The organism is Winslowiella toletana, from assembly GCF_032164335.1.
Taxonomy (GTDB): Bacteria; Pseudomonadota; Gammaproteobacteria; order Enterobacterales; family Enterobacteriaceae; genus Erwinia; species Erwinia toletana_A.
In genome coordinates, this window is the sequence record NZ_CP134152.1 from 1,609,678 (window position 1) to 1,627,412 (window position 17,735).

At 55.0% G+C, this 17,735-nt stretch carries 18 protein-coding genes and 1 riboswitch; of the genes, 12 read left to right on the forward strand and 6 right to left on the reverse strand.

The window, feature by feature from the left end:
• Window positions 1-6: 6 nt before the first annotated feature.
• Complete coding sequence (gene yvcK / locus RIN69_RS07595; protein ID WP_313856572.1) at window positions 7-915, reverse strand: uridine diphosphate-N-acetylglucosamine-binding protein YvcK; 909 nt, start codon at window positions 913-915, stop codon at window positions 7-9.
• A 237-nt stretch (window positions 916-1,152) separates the two neighbouring features.
• Window positions 1,153-1,293: riboswitch (molybdenum cofactor riboswitch) on the forward strand.
• Between yvcK and moaA the strand changes: the two genes are divergently transcribed.
• From moaA to RIN69_RS07635, 8 genes are all read left to right on the forward strand, one after another.
• Window positions 1,281-2,270, forward strand: a complete 990-nt coding sequence (gene moaA, locus RIN69_RS07600) for a GTP 3',8-cyclase MoaA (RefSeq protein ID WP_313857637.1) — start codon at window positions 1,281-1,283, stop codon at window positions 2,268-2,270. Its footprint overlaps the riboswitch before it by 13 nt.
• 18 nt (window positions 2,271-2,288) lie before the next feature.
• Window positions 2,289-2,804: a molybdenum cofactor biosynthesis protein B gene (gene moaB / locus RIN69_RS07605; protein WP_313856573.1), complete on the forward strand. Its 516-nt coding sequence runs from the start codon at window positions 2,289-2,291 to the stop codon at window positions 2,802-2,804.
• 2 nt (window positions 2,805-2,806) lie between these two features.
• Window positions 2,807-3,292 carry a cyclic pyranopterin monophosphate synthase MoaC gene (gene moaC / locus RIN69_RS07610; protein ID WP_313856574.1) on the forward strand — a complete coding sequence of 162 codons (486 nt, stop codon included), beginning with the start codon at window positions 2,807-2,809 and terminating at the stop codon, window positions 3,290-3,292.
• A complete protein-coding gene (gene moaD / locus RIN69_RS07615) occupies window positions 3,285-3,530 on the forward strand; it encodes a molybdopterin synthase sulfur carrier subunit (protein WP_313856575.1) in 246 nt (81 codons plus the stop codon). Before moaC ends, moaD begins: the two co-directional genes overlap by 8 nt.
• 1 nt (window position 3,531) lies before the next feature.
• Window positions 3,532-3,996 carry a molybdopterin synthase catalytic subunit MoaE gene (gene moaE, locus RIN69_RS07620; protein WP_313856576.1) on the forward strand — a complete coding sequence of 155 codons (465 nt, stop codon included), beginning with the start codon at window positions 3,532-3,534 and terminating at the stop codon, window positions 3,994-3,996.
• Window positions 3,997-4,080: 84 nt separating this feature from the next.
• Entirely contained in the window at window positions 4,081-4,899 is an 819-nt protein-coding gene (locus RIN69_RS07625; RefSeq protein WP_313856577.1) for a CPBP family intramembrane glutamic endopeptidase, read from the forward strand.
• Between the two features lie 85 nt (window positions 4,900-4,984).
• Window positions 4,985-6,076, forward strand: a complete 1,092-nt coding sequence (locus tag RIN69_RS07630) for a DUF1615 domain-containing protein (protein ID WP_313856578.1) — start codon at window positions 4,985-4,987, stop codon at window positions 6,074-6,076.
• Window positions 6,077-6,192: 116 nt separating this feature from the next.
• Window positions 6,193-6,903, forward strand: coding sequence for a Bax inhibitor-1/YccA family protein (locus tag RIN69_RS07635; protein ID WP_313856579.1), 711 nt, complete (start codon window positions 6,193-6,195; stop codon window positions 6,901-6,903).
• A 79-nt stretch (window positions 6,904-6,982) separates the two neighbouring features.
• On the opposite strand, the gene RIN69_RS07640 is transcribed toward RIN69_RS07635, so the two are convergent.
• From RIN69_RS07640 to RIN69_RS07650, 3 genes are read right to left on the reverse strand one after another with little or no spacing between them, the layout of a single operon-like run.
• Window positions 6,983-7,939 carry a lysylphosphatidylglycerol synthase domain-containing protein gene (locus RIN69_RS07640; protein ID WP_313856580.1) on the reverse strand — a complete coding sequence of 319 codons (957 nt, stop codon included), beginning with the start codon at window positions 7,937-7,939 and terminating at the stop codon, window positions 6,983-6,985.
• Window positions 7,939-9,180, reverse strand: a complete 1,242-nt coding sequence (clsB, locus tag RIN69_RS07645; RefSeq protein WP_313856581.1) for a cardiolipin synthase ClsB — start codon at window positions 9,178-9,180, stop codon at window positions 7,939-7,941. Before clsB ends, RIN69_RS07640 begins: the two co-directional genes overlap by 1 nt.
• The gene (locus RIN69_RS07650) at window positions 9,177-9,938 is read right to left on the reverse strand and encodes an endonuclease/exonuclease/phosphatase family protein (RefSeq protein WP_313856584.1); all 762 of its coding nucleotides are present in this window, start codon (window positions 9,936-9,938) and stop codon (window positions 9,177-9,179) included. Before RIN69_RS07650 ends, clsB begins: the two co-directional genes overlap by 4 nt.
• Window positions 9,939-10,120: 182 nt before the next feature.
• Here RIN69_RS07650 and RIN69_RS07655 point away from each other — a divergent pair, with 182 nt between their 5' ends.
• The 4 genes from RIN69_RS07655 (at window position 10,121) to RIN69_RS07670 (ending at window position 14,513) form a co-directional block, all read left to right on the forward strand.
• Entirely contained in the window at window positions 10,121-10,513 is a 393-nt protein-coding gene (locus tag RIN69_RS07655) for a YbhQ family protein (protein ID WP_313857640.1), read from the forward strand.
• A gap of 227 nt (window positions 10,514-10,740) precedes the next feature.
• The gene (rhlE, locus tag RIN69_RS07660) at window positions 10,741-12,192 is read left to right on the forward strand and encodes an ATP-dependent RNA helicase RhlE (protein WP_313856585.1); all 1,452 of its coding nucleotides are present in this window, start codon (window positions 10,741-10,743) and stop codon (window positions 12,190-12,192) included.
• 124 nt (window positions 12,193-12,316) lie between these two features.
• Window positions 12,317-13,252, forward strand: coding sequence for a tRNA dihydrouridine(16) synthase DusC (gene dusC, locus RIN69_RS07665; RefSeq protein WP_313856587.1), 936 nt, complete (start codon window positions 12,317-12,319; stop codon window positions 13,250-13,252).
• 67 nt (window positions 13,253-13,319) lie between these two features.
• On the forward strand, window positions 13,320-14,513 hold the full coding sequence (locus tag RIN69_RS07670; RefSeq protein WP_313856589.1) for an MFS transporter: 1,194 nt from the start codon (window positions 13,320-13,322) through the stop codon (window positions 14,511-14,513).
• Between the two features lie 87 nt (window positions 14,514-14,600).
• On the opposite strand, the gene RIN69_RS07675 is transcribed toward RIN69_RS07670, so the two are convergent.
• Window positions 14,601-15,734 carry a L,D-transpeptidase family protein gene (locus RIN69_RS07675; RefSeq protein ID WP_313856590.1) on the reverse strand — a complete coding sequence of 378 codons (1,134 nt, stop codon included), beginning with the start codon at window positions 15,732-15,734 and terminating at the stop codon, window positions 14,601-14,603.
• A gap of 186 nt (window positions 15,735-15,920) precedes the next feature.
• Entirely contained in the window at window positions 15,921-17,735 is a 1,815-nt protein-coding gene (locus RIN69_RS07680; RefSeq protein WP_313856592.1) for a glycoside hydrolase family 15 protein, read from the reverse strand.

Sequence of the window (17,735 nt, forward strand, 5' to 3'; positions counted from 1 at the left end):
CGGAAGTCAGGCAATCGCCTGAATAGCATGTTCCAGCGCAATACGCAGCAGCTGGCGGTCGTGACGGTGTTTGATATCAGCGGCTTCCAGCGGCTCACGGATCAGCAGACGATCCTCTACTCCCTGGGTTTCTCGCTGCGGGCCGGTTACCACCGCATCAATGACTTTCTTACCGATCACTTTTTCCATCATTGTCAGCTTGTCGGCCAGCGTCAAATCAGCGGCTGCCGGGCTGACTTCGCGACCGAGATTATCAATAAACACCATCGTTGCCGGCGTGCGGCGCAGTGCCTGGGCCATATCAGGCATTAGCAGAACCGGCATCAGGCTGGTATAGAAGCTGCCGGGACCGATTAAAATCAGATCGGCTTCGCCAATGGCCTCAATCGCTTCACGGGTGGCGTTTACCGCTGGCGAAAGCATCAGCTCCTGCGGTGGCAGCGTTAACTGATCGATATCGGTTTCGCCATAGACCCAATTACCCTCAGCATCGAGCGCCACTAAATCGACCGGCTGTTCTGACATTGGAATCAGAAAAGCATCAACTTTCAGCAGGTTACGGATCAGATTAATCGCTTCAATCGGTCGCACGCTGAGGTGGTCGAGCGCTTTCAGCATCAAATTACCGAGATTATGGCCCGATAATTCGCCATTACCGTTAAAACGGTACTCAAACATCGCTGAGGCGACGCTTGGTTCAGTAATTAACTGATTAAGGCAGTTACGCATATCGCCCCAGGCGATGCCGCCTTCCGAGCGACGAATACGGCCGGTCGAACCGCCATTGTCGGTAGTGGTGACGATGCCGGTCAGTCTTGAACCCAGGGGTGACAGCGCTGACATCACGCGACCTAATCCGTGTCCACCGCCGAGTGCCACCACGCGGTCTAAATCCGCTAGTGTGCGATTACGCATTCACCAAAACTCCTCTGTCGCTCATCTTTGCCGGTTGCGGCTCTTTATAGCACAAACTGCTTATGCTCCGCATAACTGACGGGTATCAAAGTTATCGGGAGGATATTAGCTTATCATGCGGCGAAAAGGTGGTGAAAAGTGTCTAACCGACCGCTATGTATCAACATATACAACGAAACTGTTTCTGGCAACGCCATAAGGTTAGCGCTAAAATTATTTCACCATGACTTGCAGGGATTCTGCAAATCACACTCTAGCCTTTGTGCCTAAGTCCGCGAAACGCGAGATAGGGCACACTGGCCGTAGCCTCTGAGCTGCCAGGGTGCAGAAAGAAATGACTGCATCTCCCAATCTGGAAAGGTGTTCTGGTGTCACAACTTATTGATAATTTTGAGCGTAAGTTTTACTACCTGCGCTTATCGATCACTGATGTATGCAACTTTCGTTGCAACTACTGCCTGCCTGACGGCTACAAGCCGCAGGGCACCACCAATAAAAGCTTCCTGTCGCTGGATGAGATCGGCCGGGTTACCCGTGCGTTTGCGGCTTCGGGTACTGAAAAGGTGCGGCTGACCGGCGGTGAGCCGTCTCTGCGTCGTGATTTTGTCGAGATCATTGCTGCCGTGCGGGAAAATCGCGCTATCCGTCAGCTGGCGGTGACCACGAATGGCTATCGTCTCGAACGCGATGTGGCGGCATGGCGTGCCGCCGGACTGACGGCGCTGAATGTCAGCATTGACAGTCTTGACGCCCGCCAGTTTCATGCGATTACCGGACAAGATAAATTTCATCAGGTAATGCGCGGTATCGATGCCGCCTTTGACGCTGGTTTCGACAAAGTCAAAGTTAATACCGTACTGATGCGCGATGTTAATCATCACAGTCTGGATACCTTCCTCGACTGGATCAAAACCCGGCCAATTCAGCTGCGTTTTATCGAGCTGATGGAAACCGGTGATGGCGGTTCCCTGTTCCGTAAGCACCATATTTCTGGCGAAGTGATTCGCGACCAGCTGATTAATCTCGGCTGGCAGCGCCTGCCGCGCGCGCGCAGCGATGGCCCGGCGCAGGTGTTTCGTCATCCGGATTATCAGGGCGAAATCGGGTTGATCATGCCCTACGAAAAAGACTTTTGCGCCAGCTGTAATCGTCTGCGCGTGTCGGCCATCGGCAAGTTGCATCTGTGCCTGTTTGGAGACGGCGGCGTATCACTGCGCGATTTGCTGGTCAGCGATGATCAGCAGCAGGAGTTACAGGCGCGTATCGCCGCCAGTCTGCAAACCAAAAAGCAGACTCACTTTCTGCATCAGGGTAATACTGGCATCACTCAGAATCTCTCTTTTATTGGCGGCTAACCGGCCTGGAGAAGTCCAATGGGTAAAACTCAACCCGAATTTATCTCTGCGGCGATTGCCGTATTAACCGTTTCCGATCGTCGCGATGCGTCGAACGACAGCTCCGGTGACTATCTGCGTGAGGCCGCTACCGACGCCGGCCATCAGGTGATTGACCACGCGATTGTCAAAGATAATAAGTATCGCATCCGCGCGATTGTCTCCAGCTGGATTGCCAGCAGTGATGTGCAGGTGATTCTGATCAACGGCGGTACCGGATTTAATGCTGGCAACAGCACGCCGGAAGCATTGCTGCCGCTGTTCGACCGGGAAATTGAGGGTTTCGGTGAACTGTTTCGTATGGTGTCCTACGAGGATATCGGCAGCGCTACACTGCAATCGCGCGCATTGGCCGGTATGGCCAACCAGACGCTAATTTTTGCTGTACCGGGTTCCGGTAATGCCTGCCGCAGCGCGTGGGAGCGCATTATTGTCGATCAGCTTGATGCCCGCACCCGCCCGTGTAATTTTATTTCGCACTTAAAGAAGCCGTAACGATGTCACAATTAACCCATATCAATGCCTCAGGTGAGGCGCACATGGTGGACGTTTCCGCCAAAACTGAAACGGTGCGCGAAGCACGCGCCGAAGCCTGGGTGGTGATGCACCCTGATACCCTGCAAATGATTATCGACGGCAGCCACCATAAAGGCGATGTGTTTGCCACGGCACGTATCGCCGGGATTCAGGCAGCGAAACGTACCTGGGAATTGATTCCGTTATGTCATCCGCTGATGCTGAGCAAAGTGGAAGTCAGCTTGCGCGCCGAACCCGAGCACAGCCGGGTGCGCGTGGAGTCACTCTGCCGCCTAACCGGAAAAACCGGCGTGGAGATGGAAGCGCTGACCGCGGCGTCGGTGGCGGCCTTAACTATCTACGATATGTGTAAAGCGGTACAAAAAGATATCACCATCGATAATCTGCGCCTGCTAAGTAAAAGCGGCGGCAAGTCCGGAGATTTTCAGGCGGTGACCCATGCTTAACGTGCTGTTTTTTGCCCAGGTGCGTGAGCTGGTGGGGACCGATCGTTTAAGCCTGAATGCCGACTACCCGGATGTCGAGAGCCTGCGCGCGGCGCTGGCAGAACAGGGCGATCGCTGGGCGCTGGCGCTGGAGTCCGGCAAACTGCTGGCCGCGGTTAACCAGACGCTGGTGTCAATGCAACACCCGCTTAATGCTGGCGATGAAGTCGCCTTTTTTCCACCGGTAACCGGAGGTTAGAATGGAGACCCGTATTCGCGTCGGCCATCAGCCATTTTCGATGGCTGAAGAGTATCAGTGGCTGGCTGCCTGTGATGAAGATGGCGCGGTGGTAACTTTTACCGGCAAGGTGCGTAATCATAATCTGGGGGATAATGTCTCCGCGCTGACGCTGGAATATTATCCGGGAATGACGGAAAAAGCGCTGGAAGAGATTGTTGCCGAGGCGCGTCAGCGCTGGCCGTTACAGCGCGTGACGCTGATTCATCGCGTTGGCGAACTGTTTCCCGGTGATGAAATTGTGATGGTGGGGGTAACCGGCGCGCACCGTGCAGCGGCGTTTGCCGCCGCCGAGTTTATGATGGATTACCTGAAAACCCGCGCACCGTTCTGGAAGCGCGAGGCGACAGCCGATGGCGATCGTTGGGTGGATGCGCGAGACAGCGATCGGCAAGCTGCAAGCCGTTGGAATTCATCAGCCGGGTAGCGCTGCCTGCTCTGTAAGGATAAGATTAGCCGGCTGTCACTAAAAAGGTGGCGCCGAAGTTACTCAAGGTTAAAAGGATTTTTTATGTGGGTTTTACTGGCTGGCTCGTTACTTACCGCTGGATTTAACCGCAGCGTTGGCATACTGATGCTGGTGCTGTCCATTCTCTGGGCCGCCTCTATCGGGGTGGTCGAGCCATTGGGCCTGTGGGGAATGGTGTGCGTGGCGATCATTGCATTGCTGCTCAGGCGTTACCGCCATATCCAGGCGATTGCTATCAGCGCTGAACTGCTTTTACTGTTTATTGCCCTGAATTTACTCAGCCATTTTTTCCCCGGATTCAACAATCCTAAACTGCTGGATAATGTGCGGGTTGGCGCGCTGAGTGCGCCATTTTCGATGTATTACAACTTCGATAAAGCATTGATTCCTTTTGTCCTGTTGGCTGCTCTGCCGACGCTTTATTGCTGTAAGCCACTGCGCCGCACCCGGCCCCGTAACTGGCTGCTGCTGATCGCATCGGTGCCATTGCTGCTGCTGCTGGCTACCGCCGTCGGAGGCCTGAAGCTGGAGCTGCATTATCCGACATGGTTCTGGCAGTTTGCGCTGGCCAATCTGTTTTTTGTCAGCCTCGCCGAAGAAGCACTGTTTCGCGGTTATTTGCAGCGCCGTCTAAGCCAGCTTATTGGTCCGGTCTATGGCTTACTGGTCAGTGCGCTGCTGTTTGGCATCAGTCACCTGGCGGGCGGCATGTTGCTGGTGGCGTTTGCTTCGCTGGCCGGGGTGATTTTCGGGCTGGCGTGGATGTGGAGCGGCAGTCTGTGGGTCGCAGTGCTGTTTCACTTCGCACTCAATTTGCTGAATTTGCTGTTTTTCACTTATCCGATGTACCAACCCGCCTGATCCGCGGAAAATGGTCTAATCTGATGGATTCGCTGCGGCAGCCTGGTTAAGGTGCCTGCCGCAGATAAAAATCATAAGGATCGGCATGTTATCCCCAGTTCGCCCGCGCGGCATTTTGCTGTCAGTCTTATTAGTGCTGGCAGGATGTAGTAGTAAAAAAACCATTGAAGCTCCCGCCAAAAGCCCGGCGGAAGTCAAAGCGCAAATAACCCGGTTAATGCCGACGAAAGTCAGTAACAAATCGGCGTGGGCGACGGATATCTATACCGCCCTGCGTACGCAGGAGATTGAGCCGAGCAAGGCCAATATTTGTGCCGTGATTGCCGTAACCGATCAGGAATCGACTTTTGATGCCAACTCGCCGGTGCCGGGGCTGCCCAAAATTGCCTGGGGTGAGATTGAACGTCGTGCCGCAAAAGTTCATGTGCCACTGTTTATGGTGCGCACCGCGCTAATGATCAAGTCGCCTGATGGCAAAAGCTACAGTGAACGCCTCGACAAGGTACGCAGTGAAAAGGAACTGAGCGCCATCTTTGACGACTTTATCGATATTGTACCGATGGGGCAGACGCTGTTTGGCGATCTTAACCCGGTTCATACCGGCGGACCGATGCAGGTCAGCATCGCTTTCGCTGAAGCCAACGCCAAAGGCTATCCGTATCCGATTGATGGCTCGATTCGCCGTGAAGTGTTCAGCCAGCGCGGAGGGATCTGGTTTGGTACCCGCCATCTGCTGGGTTATCCGGCAAACTACAGCCAGCCGCTGTATCGTTTTGCCGACTTTAACGCCGGCTGGTACGCCAGCCGAAATGCGGCGTTTCAGGCAGCGGTCACCCGCGCCAGCGGCATGAAGCTGGCGCTGGACGGCGATTTAATCCTGTACGGTTCTGACAAGCCCAGCTCGACTGAACTGGCGGTGCGTACGCTGGCCAGGCAGCTGGACATCAGCGATCGGGCGATTCGTCGCGCGCTGGAGAAAGGCGATACGCCGGAGTTTGAAAAAACCGACTTGTGGAAGGACCTGTTCACGCTGGCTGATAAGACGGCGGGTAAGCGTCTGCCGCGTGAGGTATTGCCGGGCATTAAACTGGAAAGCCCGAAAATCACCCGTAATCTGACCACTGCGTGGTTCGCCCAGCGGGTCGACAGTCGCTATCAGGCCTGTATGGCGCGTTAATAAATACTCAACGGCGGGAAATGAATCAAAAACTGCAACAATAGCAAATAGCAAAAATGGCCCAAATTGTGCCAAACTTTAGGTAGTGATTTCACTTTTACGCTAAGGAGCGCGTTATGGATCGATATCCACGTTCTAACGGTTCGATTGTTCAGCAGGCCGGAACCGGTCTGCAAACCTATATGGCCCAGGTTTATGGTTGGATGACCTGTGGCTTACTGTTAACCGCCTTTGTTGCCTGGTTTGCGGCGAACACGCCGTCGGTGATGCAACTGGTGTTTGCTAATCAGATTACCTTTTTTGGTCTGATCATCGTTCAGCTGGTACTGGTGTTTGTGCTGTCCGGTATGGTGCATAAGATGAGCGGGGCAGTGGCCACCGCGCTGTTTATGCTCTATTCAGCGCTGACCGGTTTAACCATGGCCAGTATTTTCCTGGTTTACACCTATTCATCGATTGCCAGCACCTTCTTTATTGCTGCCGGGATGTTTGGTGCCATGAGTTTCTGGGGCTACACCACCAAACGCGATCTTAGCGGCATGGGCAATATGCTGTTTATGGCGCTGATTGGTATCGTGCTGGCAACGCTGGTGAATTTCTGGCTTAAAAGCACCGCACTGATGTGGGCAGTAACTTATATCGGGGTGGTGGTGTTTGTGGGTCTGACCGCTTACGACACGCAGAAACTGAAAAATATTGGTGAAGGCATCAATGTCGACGATAAAGAAAATCTGCGTCGTTTCTCGATTATGGGCGCATTAACGCTCTATCTGGACTTTATCAACCTGTTCCTGATGCTGTTACGCATTTTCGGCAACCGCCGTTAATCGCAGCAATCTGTTTGTCATCTCCAGGGGAGCCGATAATTGCTCCCCTGGAGTCTTCCAGTATTAGCCGGTAACGGCCTTACATATTCTGCTCATTCTTCTTGCGCAAGCTATTGGCGCGGCCTTCCAGCCCTAAATAGAGCACCAGCGCCAGCAGCAGCGGGGCAATAAAATAGAGCACGCGATAGGCCAGCAGCGCAGCAATAATGCTGCCGTGGGAGGCATGCTGACCGCTTAACAGCGCAAGGAACACCGCTTCCAGCACGCCGATCCCGGCCGGGATATGCACGATGACCCCGGCGATACTGCTGATCAATAACACCCCCAGTACAATCGGATAATCCACCTGTTGCGCCAGCAGCAGCCAGATAATTGCGCCCATTACCATCCAGTTAGCGCTGGATACCACGAACTGAAACAGCGCCATACGCAGCGACGGCAGCGCCAGCTTCTGGCCTTTGATCGTCCAGCGACGGCGTTTTGAAAAAGTGCAGAGCGCAAGATACACCACCACCAACGCCAGCAGCGCCACGCCAATTATCCGCAGGGTTCCCTCGCCGATAAACCAGCCTTTGGGAATGGGCACCATGCCCCAGCTAAACACCACCCCGGCCAGCAAGATATAGCCCAGCCAGTTAGTGGCAATACTGAGTGAAAAGATGCGCGTAATGGTACTGCCGGACAGGCCAAGACGCGAATAGAGGCGGTAGCGCATCGCCACGCCGCCAACCCAGGTGCTGAGCGTCAGGTTAAAGGCATAACAGATAAATGACACCAGCATCACCTGGCGTTTGGCCAGCTTGTGGCCACAGTAAGCACGGCCGATCAGATCGTACAGGCCGTAGGTCAGATAGCTGACAATCACCAGCGCAACCGCCGCGAGGATCGCCGTTCGGTTGTAATTGATGATGACGTTATACACATCCTCCCAGTTAACCTTTTTCGCGTAAATCACCAGCAGCACAATCACGGCGGCAAAAAACAGCCAGGTGAGGATTTTTTTTGCCAGCTTCCACTTCGGATGCGCTTTTGACATTACGATTTCGCTCCCTGGTTATCGGTATCAATCCGGTCCTGGGTTTCCATTTCCGGCTGAACCGGTGGCTCGACCAGCGCCAGTTTAGGCGTATGGGCAGGTAACCAGCCGGCTATTGCCGGGAAATGACGCAGAAAATGGAACACAATGACGCTTTTGGCAAGATGCCACCCGTTGCGTTTCGGCAGCTGGCTCTCATCGACGCGCTGGCAGTCTTCGGCGATCAGCCGATCAAGATTATCGCGTAACTGCTGGTTAAATTGTCCATCGTGAATGATCAGATTGGCCTCAAGATTAAGCGACAGGCTGAGAGGATCGAGATTACTGGATCCGACGGTCGCCCATTGCCGATCTTTCACTGCAATTTTGCCGTGCAGCGGTCTGCGAATATATTCATAAATCTCTACTCCGGCATCGGCCAGATAGTTATACAACAGCTCTGCACCGACTTTAACAATCGGCATATCCGGCTCGCCCTGTACAATCAGTCTGATACGCACGCCTCGCTGCGCGGCATTGCGCATTTCACGCAGCAGGCGATAACCAGGGAAGAAGTAGGCGTTAGCGATAATCACATCCTCGCGGGCACTTTGCAGCATATCAATATAATTCTGCTCAATATCGTCGCGATGTTGGTCATTATCACGGAAGACAAACAGCGCCTGTGCATCGCCGGGAGTACGATTCTGCGCCGGACGGTGTGAACGGTGCCACCAGCGGCGAGTGGGCTGTTCGCTACCGATTTGCTGCTGCACATAGCGCGAGATATCTTCGACGATCGGCCCTTTGACCTCAACGGCATAATCCTGTTTAGCCTGCGGGCCGAAGCTGGTGATATGCTCGGCGGAAAAATTAATGCCGCCGACAAAAGCGATTTCGTCATCGGCCACCACGATTTTGCGGTGCAGGCGGCGGAACAGGTTGGTGCGCATTCCCAGCACCAGCGGTCGCGGATCGTAATAGATAAAACGCACGCCAGCCGAGGTCAGGCTTTGCACATAGTCGTCTGACAGGTCCGGTGAACCGTAACCATCGACCATCATTTCAATTTTGACTCCGCGCTGTGCGGCTTCCAGTAAAACACCGTGCAGCTGTTTGCCTACTTCATCCTCGAACAGAATGAAGGTCTCCAGCAGCAGACTGCGCTGAGCACGGCGGATAGCGCCGTACACGCGCGGGAAGAACTCCTCGCCATTTTCCAGCAACCGGATGCGGTTGCCCTCACGCCATTGCATTGTCATAGATGAATCTCCACGGCCAGCGGCGCGTGATCGGAGAGGTGGGACCAGGGTTTGCGCGGCAGCGCCTGCGGATGGCTGGCACTGGCGTTGCGTACATAAATGCGATCAAGGCGCAGCAGCGGAAAACCGGCGGGGAAGGTGCGCGCCGGTTTGCCGTTTTCACGGCTGAAAACTTCTTCCAGTGCGGCACAACGCTGCAAGCGCTGACTGGCGCGCTGCTGCCAGTCGTTAAAATCACCGGCCACCACCACCGGCGCATCAGCAGGTAGCGATTGCAGCATGTCGCACATCATATCCAGCTGCGCGCTACGGTGGGCTTCACGCAGGCCCAGATGCACGCAGACCACATGCAGGGTAACATCATGATTCGGCACCTGTAGCTTACAGTGCAGCATTCCGCGCTTCTCCGTGCCCTCGACCGAAATATCCAGATTTTGATACTCAACAATCGGGAAACGCGACAACACCGCGTTACCGTGATCGCCTTCCGGGTAGACCGCATTGCGGCCATAGGCGTAATCATCCCACATGGTATCGGCAAGAAATTCGTAATGAGGTGTGTCGGGCCAGTTTTCGACGCGTAACGGATGCGTTTCATGGGTGCCCATCACCTCCTGTAAGAAGACAATGTCTGCCGCCGTTGCCCGTACCGCATCGCGCAATTCTGGCAGGATAAAACGCCGGTTTGAGGCGCTGAAACCTTTATGGGTATTGATCGTCAGGACTTTAAATGAAAATCCTTGCGCATTTTGTGGCATACTGGGTGCGCTCTCCTTTTGGATTTGTTAAGGATAAAGTGTAGTCTTTGTCACAAAAGAGTGCCGATATGAGCGGTAATTTGCGGCATTATCCGAAAATTGCGTTAGTCTGAGGGAAGTGTCACCGACACCTGTCGGTAACAGCTTGGGCGACCTTAAATTGGGTCTGCCAGGAGAAAATGATGAAATGGTCGAACCGTATTCAGATTGTCACCGGACAAACCTGTGTACATATTTCACTGCATCTGTTGCTAATCGCCGCCCTGGTATGGGGCTGGAAGCATCAGTCGCTTATCCAGGTCAGCATGGTTTTACTGGCGATGTACAGCAGCGTATTTGTTGCAATGATGCTGACACAGCGCATCCCGCGCTGGCGTAATGTCGGAGATTTTCTCGAAGACGTTACCACGACTTACTACTTTGGTGCCGCGATGCTGGTGCTGTTCCTGCTGTCACGGGTGATTCATAACAACCTGTTGGTCGGCGGAATTGGCCTGCTGATGCTCGCAGGCCCGGCGGTGGTGTCGCTACTGGCGAAAGAGCCGGCGCGCACCGCACAAAAAAAGCGCAGCTGAAGGCTGTAAATAAGAAGAGGCTGAGCAATCAGCCTCTTTTTTTATCTGTTAATCCTGGCCGTTAGCGGAACCATTAGGGAGTTGGCGGCGGTGATGCTACAATCAGAAGCTTACGCACCGTAGTTTGTGCCCCCCTTTCAAACGTCAGGCTTGCCTGGCGTCAAGTTATCCCCCTGGAAACTGCACCGTTGAACACGGTCAGGGCGGACCCGGAGTTACTCTAATTTATGTCATTTGATTCCCTCGGCCTGAGTGCCGACATTTTGCGTGCTGTTGAAGAGCAGGGTTACCGTGAGCCAACGCCAATTCAGCGTCAGGCGATTCCGGTGGTTCTGGCAGGTCGTGACCTGATGGCCAGCGCACAAACCGGTACCGGCAAAACCGCTGGCTTTACTCTGCCGCTGTTACAGCTGTTAAGCAGCAGCGAGCCGCACGCCAAGGGCCGTCGCCCGGTGCGTGCGTTAATCCTGACGCCAACCCGTGAGCTGGCGGCGCAGGTCGGCGAAAACGTCCGCGATTACAGCAAGTATCTGAATATCCGCTCGCTGGTGGTGTTTGGCGGCGTGAGCATTAATCCGCAGATGCTGAAACTGCGCGGTGGCGTGGATGTGCTGGTGGCAACACCGGGCCGTCTGCTCGACCTCGAACATCAGAACGCGGTGGATCTGTCGAAAATTGAAGTGCTGGTGCTGGATGAAGCTGACCGCATGCTGGATATGGGCTTTATCCACGATATTCGTCGCGTGCTGGCGAAACTGCCTGCCAAACGTCAGAACCTGCTGTTCTCTGCCACCTTCTCTGATGAGATCAAGTCACTGGCGGAAAAACTGCTGACCAATCCTGAGCAGGTTGAAGTGGCGCGTCGTAACACCGCTTCTGAACAGGTGACCCAGCATGTGCACTTCGTTGATAAGAAGCGTAAGCGGGAGCTGTTATCTTTCCTGATTGGTCGCGATAACTGGCAGCAGGTGCTGGTGTTTACCCGCACCAAGCACGGCGCTAACCATCTGGCAGAGCAGCTGAATAAAGACGGCATCACCGCAGCGGCGATCCACGGTAATAAAAGCCAGGGCGCGCGTACGCGTGCACTGAGTGATTTTAAAGATGGCGGCATTCGCGTGCTGGTGGCAACCGACATTGCCGCGCGTGGCCTCGATATCGAAGAGCTGCCGCACGTGGTCAACTATGAGTTGCCTAACGTACCGGAAGATTACGTTCACCGTATCGGTCGTACCGGGCGTGCGGCGGCTACCGGTGAAGCGCTGTCGCTGGTGTGCGTGGACGAGCATAAACTGCTGCGTGATATCGAACGCGTACTGAAACGTGAAATTCCACGTATCGCCATCGACGGTTACGAGCCGGACCCAAGCATCAAAGCTGAGCCGATCCAGAACGGTCGCGGCAGCGGCGGCGGTGGTCGTGGTGGCAATGGCGGCGGCGGTCGTGGCCGTGGCGCAGGTCAGGGCCAGGGGCATCGCGGTCAGAGCAGCGGTGAACGTGGTCAGGGCGCGAATCGTAGTCAGGGCAGCGGCGAACGCAGCCAGGGCAATGGTCAGCGTCGTCAGGGTGCAGGTGCCTCATCTGCCGGTCGCGGTGGCAAAGCGGAAGGCGGCAGCAATGGCGCGCCGCGCAGCAATGTGACTCGTCAGCGTCGTTCGAACCCGTCCAACAACGGTTAATCGACAGTAAAGGGCCAGCGATGCTGGCCCTCTCTTCATCTGCGGCAGCGATTGCCGTCTCCAGACTTTCACATCCCGACGAAAACTCGTAAACTTGCGCGTCAATTTTTGTGAGTGTACAAACATGCGGGTTTTACTGGCTCCAATGGAAGGCGTTCTCGACTCTCTGGTTCGTGAGCTGCTGAGCGAAGTGAATGATTACGATCTTTGCATCACCGAGTTTTTGCGCGTGGTCGATCAGCTGTTGCCAGAAAAATCATTTTACCGCCTCTGCCCGGAGCTGCATTACGCCAGCCGGACGCCGTCAGGTACCCGTGTGCGCGTGCAGTTACTCGGTCAGCATCCGCAGTGGCTGGCGGAAAACGCGGCGCGTGCGGTGGCGCTCGGTTCATGGGGCGTGGATCTCAACTGTGGTTGCCCGTCAAAACTGGTCAATGGCAGCGGCGGGGGGGCCACACTGCTGAAAGATCCCGAACTGATTTATCGTGCTGCTAAAGCGATGCGTGCAGCGGTACCGGGCGATCTGCCGGTAACGGTAAAGGTGCGCCTTGGCTGGGATTCCGGCGATCGGCAGTTTGAAATCGCCGATGCGGTGCAGCAGGCCGGTGCGACCGAGCTGGCGGTACATGGCCGCACCAAAGAGGATGGCTATAAAGCGGAACGCATCAACTGGCAGGCGATAGGCGATATCCGTCAGCGTTTAAGCATCCCGGTGATCGCCAATGGTGAAATCTGGGACTGGCAAAGCGCGCAGGATTGCCTCGCGACCACCGGTTGCGATGCGGTAATGATTGGCCGCGGTGCGCTGAATGTGCCGAATCTCAGCCGGGTAATTAAATTTAATCAGCCACGTATGCCGTGGCCCGAAGTGGTACAGCTGTTGCAGAAATATACCCGGCTGGAGAAGCAGGGCGACACCGGACTGTATCATGTGGCGCGCATCAAACAGTGGCTGGGCTATCTGCGTAAGGAATATGCGGAGGCGACCGATCTGTTCAGTGAAATTCGTGCGTTAAAAACCTCAGCTGAGATTGCCACAATCATTTCGCAACAATCTTAGCAAGATCTGTTAACCATTGATGGGTATCATATAATTTCTGTCATCACTGGCTAAAACGGCTTTTACCATGTCATCAGCAGCAGCGCTCAGTAACTTTCAGCTCAATAAACGTATTATCTCGGTGATTATTTTCACTTTCTTTTGCTATCTGTCAGTGGGCTTGCCGCTGGCGGTATTGCCGGGATTTGTCCATAACCAGCTGGGTTACAGCTCCTTTCTGGCCGGTTTAATCATCAGTATTCAATATTTTGCCACTCTAATCAGTCGCCCACAGTCGGGACGTCTGGCTGATATTCTTGGGCCGAAACGTGTCGTAATGCTGGGGCTGGTATGCTGTGGTATGAGTGGCGTATTGTCGATTGCCGCGGTGCTGGCGCAAACGCTGCCCTGGCTGAGTCTGCTGCTGCTGGCAATCGGGCGGGTATTCCTCGGCGTTGGCGAGAGTTTTACCAGCACCGGTTCTACCCTGTGGGGCATCAATGTGGTCGGCACGCTACAAACCGCGCGCGTAATTTCGTGGAACGGCGTGGCAACCTATCTGGCGATGGCAATCGGTGCGCCGCTGGGGGTGATGCTGAATCAGCTGTTTGGCATCGCCGGTTTTGCCTCACTGATTATCCTGATGGCGGTAGTAGGATTCTGGATGGCCAGCAAAAAACCGGCGATTAAGGTGACGGTGGCCAACCGCATTCCGTTTCATCAGGTTTTTTCCCGCGTCTGGCTGTACGGTCTCGGTCTGGGGCTGGGCACCATCGGCTTTGGCGTGATCGCCACCTTTATTACCCTCTATTTCGCCAGCCGTGACTGGAACGGCGCGGCTTTCGCCCTGACGTTGTTCAGCCTCGGTTTTATTGCCATGCGGCTGGTGTTCAGCAATATGATTACCCGCTTTGGCGGTCTGAAAGTGTCGCTGGTGTCATTTCTGATTGAGTGTGTCGGCTTGCTGATTATCTGGCAGGCGGCGACGCCGTGGCTGGTGGATGTCGGCGCGTTTATGACCGGTGCGGGCTTCTCGCTGGTGTTCCCGGCATTGGGCGTGGAAGCGGTGAAGCAGGTGCAGCCGCAAAACCAGGGCAGCGCGCTGGGGACCTATTCTGCGTTCCTCGATCTCGGGCTGGGTCTGACCGGGCCGGTCGCCGGCATTCTGATTGGTCACTGGGGGATGCAGTCGATTTATCTGGCAGCGGCAGGGGTGGTGCTGACGGCAGTGCTGATTACGCTGCGGCTGTTAAGCTTGCCGCCAGGAAACCCGGCCGGGTAAATTTTGCTGTCGAATCAGGCTGAGTGGTGAGACTTTACAATAAAAAACGGGCCGCGAGCGGCCCGTTTTAATGTCAACCTGCAACCGTTACAGCGAGGTATCGCTGGCAACCGGTGCGTCGGTTTGAAGAGTATCCTGATTAGTAATCGGTGCTGCGCCATCAGTCGGCTCGGTTGCACCCTCAGTCGACTCAACTGCGCCGGCACTCTGCGGCGTCGCTGGCGTCATCGCCTGCTCCTGCGGCAGGGCGTTATCCGATTCCGGAATAACTACCGGTGCAGATTCACCGTTTTCTGACAGGCCGTTCACTTTGGTCGGCATACCGCTGCGTGCTTTCAGCGCAGTGTCCATTGCTGCCTGATTCACTGACGCATCAACCACCACTTTACTGACGGCTGGGGTGATGGTGATTGGCACCGGCTCACGTGAATTAAACTGCTCTTCGGTAGTGGAGAGCGGATTGTGAATTTCCACGTAGCGTGAACCGTCTGGCTCGATGCTGGCTTTCACCGGCTGGTTAATAAACTGAACGCGGGTGCCAACCGGCACATTGTCGAACAGCCATTTAATGTCGTCAGCACGCAGACGTACGCAACCGTGGCTGACACGCAGGCCAATACCGAAGTTGGCATTGGTGCCGTGAATGGCATACAGGCGGCCGATATACAGCGCGTACAGACCCATCGGGTTGTCCGGACCCGCCGGGAAGACATCCAGCAGTTTTTCACCGCGAGCGGCGTACTCTTCATGCATCTTCTTGGTTGGTGTCCAGGTCGGGCCATCTTTCTTACGTTGAACGCTGGTGACCCAGTCCATCGGCGTATCTTTGCCTAACTCACCGATACCGATTGGCAGCACCACCACGGTGTTGGTGCCTTTCGGATAGTAGTAAAGACGCATTTCAGCGCTGTTGATGATAATGCCTTCGCGTGGTGCGTCCGGCAGAATCAACTGCTGAGGGATGATCAGTTTACTGCCTGCCTGTGGCAGATAAACATCCACACCAGGGTTAGCTTCAAGCAGGTTGCTGAGGCCCATCTGGAACTGTGCAGCAAAGGCCTCCAGCGGCAACTTGCTGTCTTGAGGAACGGTAATTTCCAGGTTTTCACCGATCAACCGGCTATTTTTTTCCGGAAGTGGATAAACCACAGCAAAAGCAGAGTGGCTGAATGCCGCAAATGCCAGTGCCAGTGTGACGATCGCGCGAATGGTCTTTTTCATAGTTCTTCAGGTGTTAGCGCCTATAAGGCTGTTAATAGTCGACCCAACTTCCGGTCTGTGACCGGGTGCACATTATATGTGCATAATGCCTCCGGAAGGAATCAGGAATTTTCGTCGTTGAACTAACTTTACGTAAAATTGTCGCTCCGGACGCCAGCTTTAACTGGCGGATCGTGTTTTTTTGCATCAGGGCTGCCAGAGTGGCACTTCACCACTCAGTTTCCGGTTAAGAAAGAATGCGGCGCTGATAAGTGCCAGATGACTGAGTGCCTGCGGCGTATTGCCCAGTGGGTAGCCGCGTGCGTCAAACTCTTCCGCATACAGGCCGAGTGGATTGGCATAACTTAGCAGCTTTTCAAACTCAAAGTGCGCTTCATCTACCCGACCGGCACGCGCCAGACACTCAACGTACCAGAATGAGCAGGCAACAAATGCCCCTTCCTCACCTTCCAGACCGTCGGCAGGGGTTTCTTCAACGTTGTAGCGGCGCACTAAGCCATCGCTGACCAGATTCTGTTTAATGGCATCCAGCGTTGCCAGCCATTCCGGATCGGTCGCACCGACAAAACGCACCAGTGGCATCAGCAGCATCGAGGCATCCAGCGCATCACCGTGGCGGGTGGCGGTGAAGTGGCCGAGTTCATCACTCCAGAAATTGTTCCAGATATCGGCGCGAATCTCTGCGCGTACCCGGTCCCAGCGTTCATAAGGCATCGACAGCGAGCGTTTCATTCCCAGCCGCAGCGCACGGTCGAGCGCCACCCAACACATCAGGCGCGAGTGCAGAAAATGCTGCGGTTCGCCGCGCATTTCCCAGATACCGGCATCGGGCTGGTTCCAGTTTTCACAGACGTGATCGATCATCCGGCAGACATTTTCCCAGCCGCGATGCGAAATCGCCTCGCCATATTTATTCGCCAGGTAGATGGCATCCATCAGCTCGCCATAAATATCCAGCTGGGTTTGCCGCCAGGCATCATTACCGATGCGAACCGGCGCGGAGCCAGCGTAGCCGGAGAGATTCAGCAGCTCGAGCTCATGCAGTTCAGTGCCGCTGTCCAGCCGGTACATGATCTGCAATTTCTCTTCTTCATCATGGCTGTTTTCAACACAGCGACCAACCCATTGGGTAAAGTCTTTCGCTTCCGAGACATAGCCCAGCCGCATCAGCGCGTACATACTGAAGGAGGCGTCACGAATCCATGAGGCGCGATAATCCCAGTTGCGTTCGCCACCCAGCTCTTCCGGCAGGCCAAACGTGGCGGCGGCGGCAATTGAGCCATGTTGCCATGAAGTCAGTAGCTTAAGCACCAGCGCTGAACGGTTGACCATCTCTTGCCAGCGCCCGTGATAATTACTTTTAGCCGACCAGTTGCGCCAGAAATCAGAGGTTTCCTGAAAGCAGTAGTCGGTTTCCAGATTGTTGAGATGATCGTCTTCGGCGCAACCAAACATAAATTCGGCGTGTTCACCGTCTTTCAGCGTAAAACTGGCGACGGCGGCGGCACCCTCGACGGTTAACGGCTGGGTTCCTGCCAGACTCATCGTCGGCTGTCCGGCGGCAGAAAACTCAACTAAACCCGCTTTCAGACTGGCTTGCGTATTGGCGCGGGCATAATCATGCACCGGCGCGCAGCGCAGTTGAAAGCGAGCTTCTCCACGAACCATTTTTACCCGGCGAACAATGCGCGGCTGTTTATCCTGCTGCTGACAAAGCGGCATATAGTCGGTGATTTCCGCCACGCCCTCTTTTGCCAGCCAGCGGGTTTGCAGAATGTTGGTATCAGGCAGATAGAGTTGCTGGCGGCGCGCGTCGGTCCACTCCGGGGCAATACTGAATAATCCGGACTCATCGCTGTCGAGCAGGGCGGTGAAGACGGATGGGCTGTCGAGATTAGGCCAGCAGAAGTAATCAATGGTGCCATCATTGGCAATCAGCGCGCAGGTTCTCAGGTCGCCAATCACTCCGTGATCGCCAATTTCTCGCTTAACTTGTTTCAT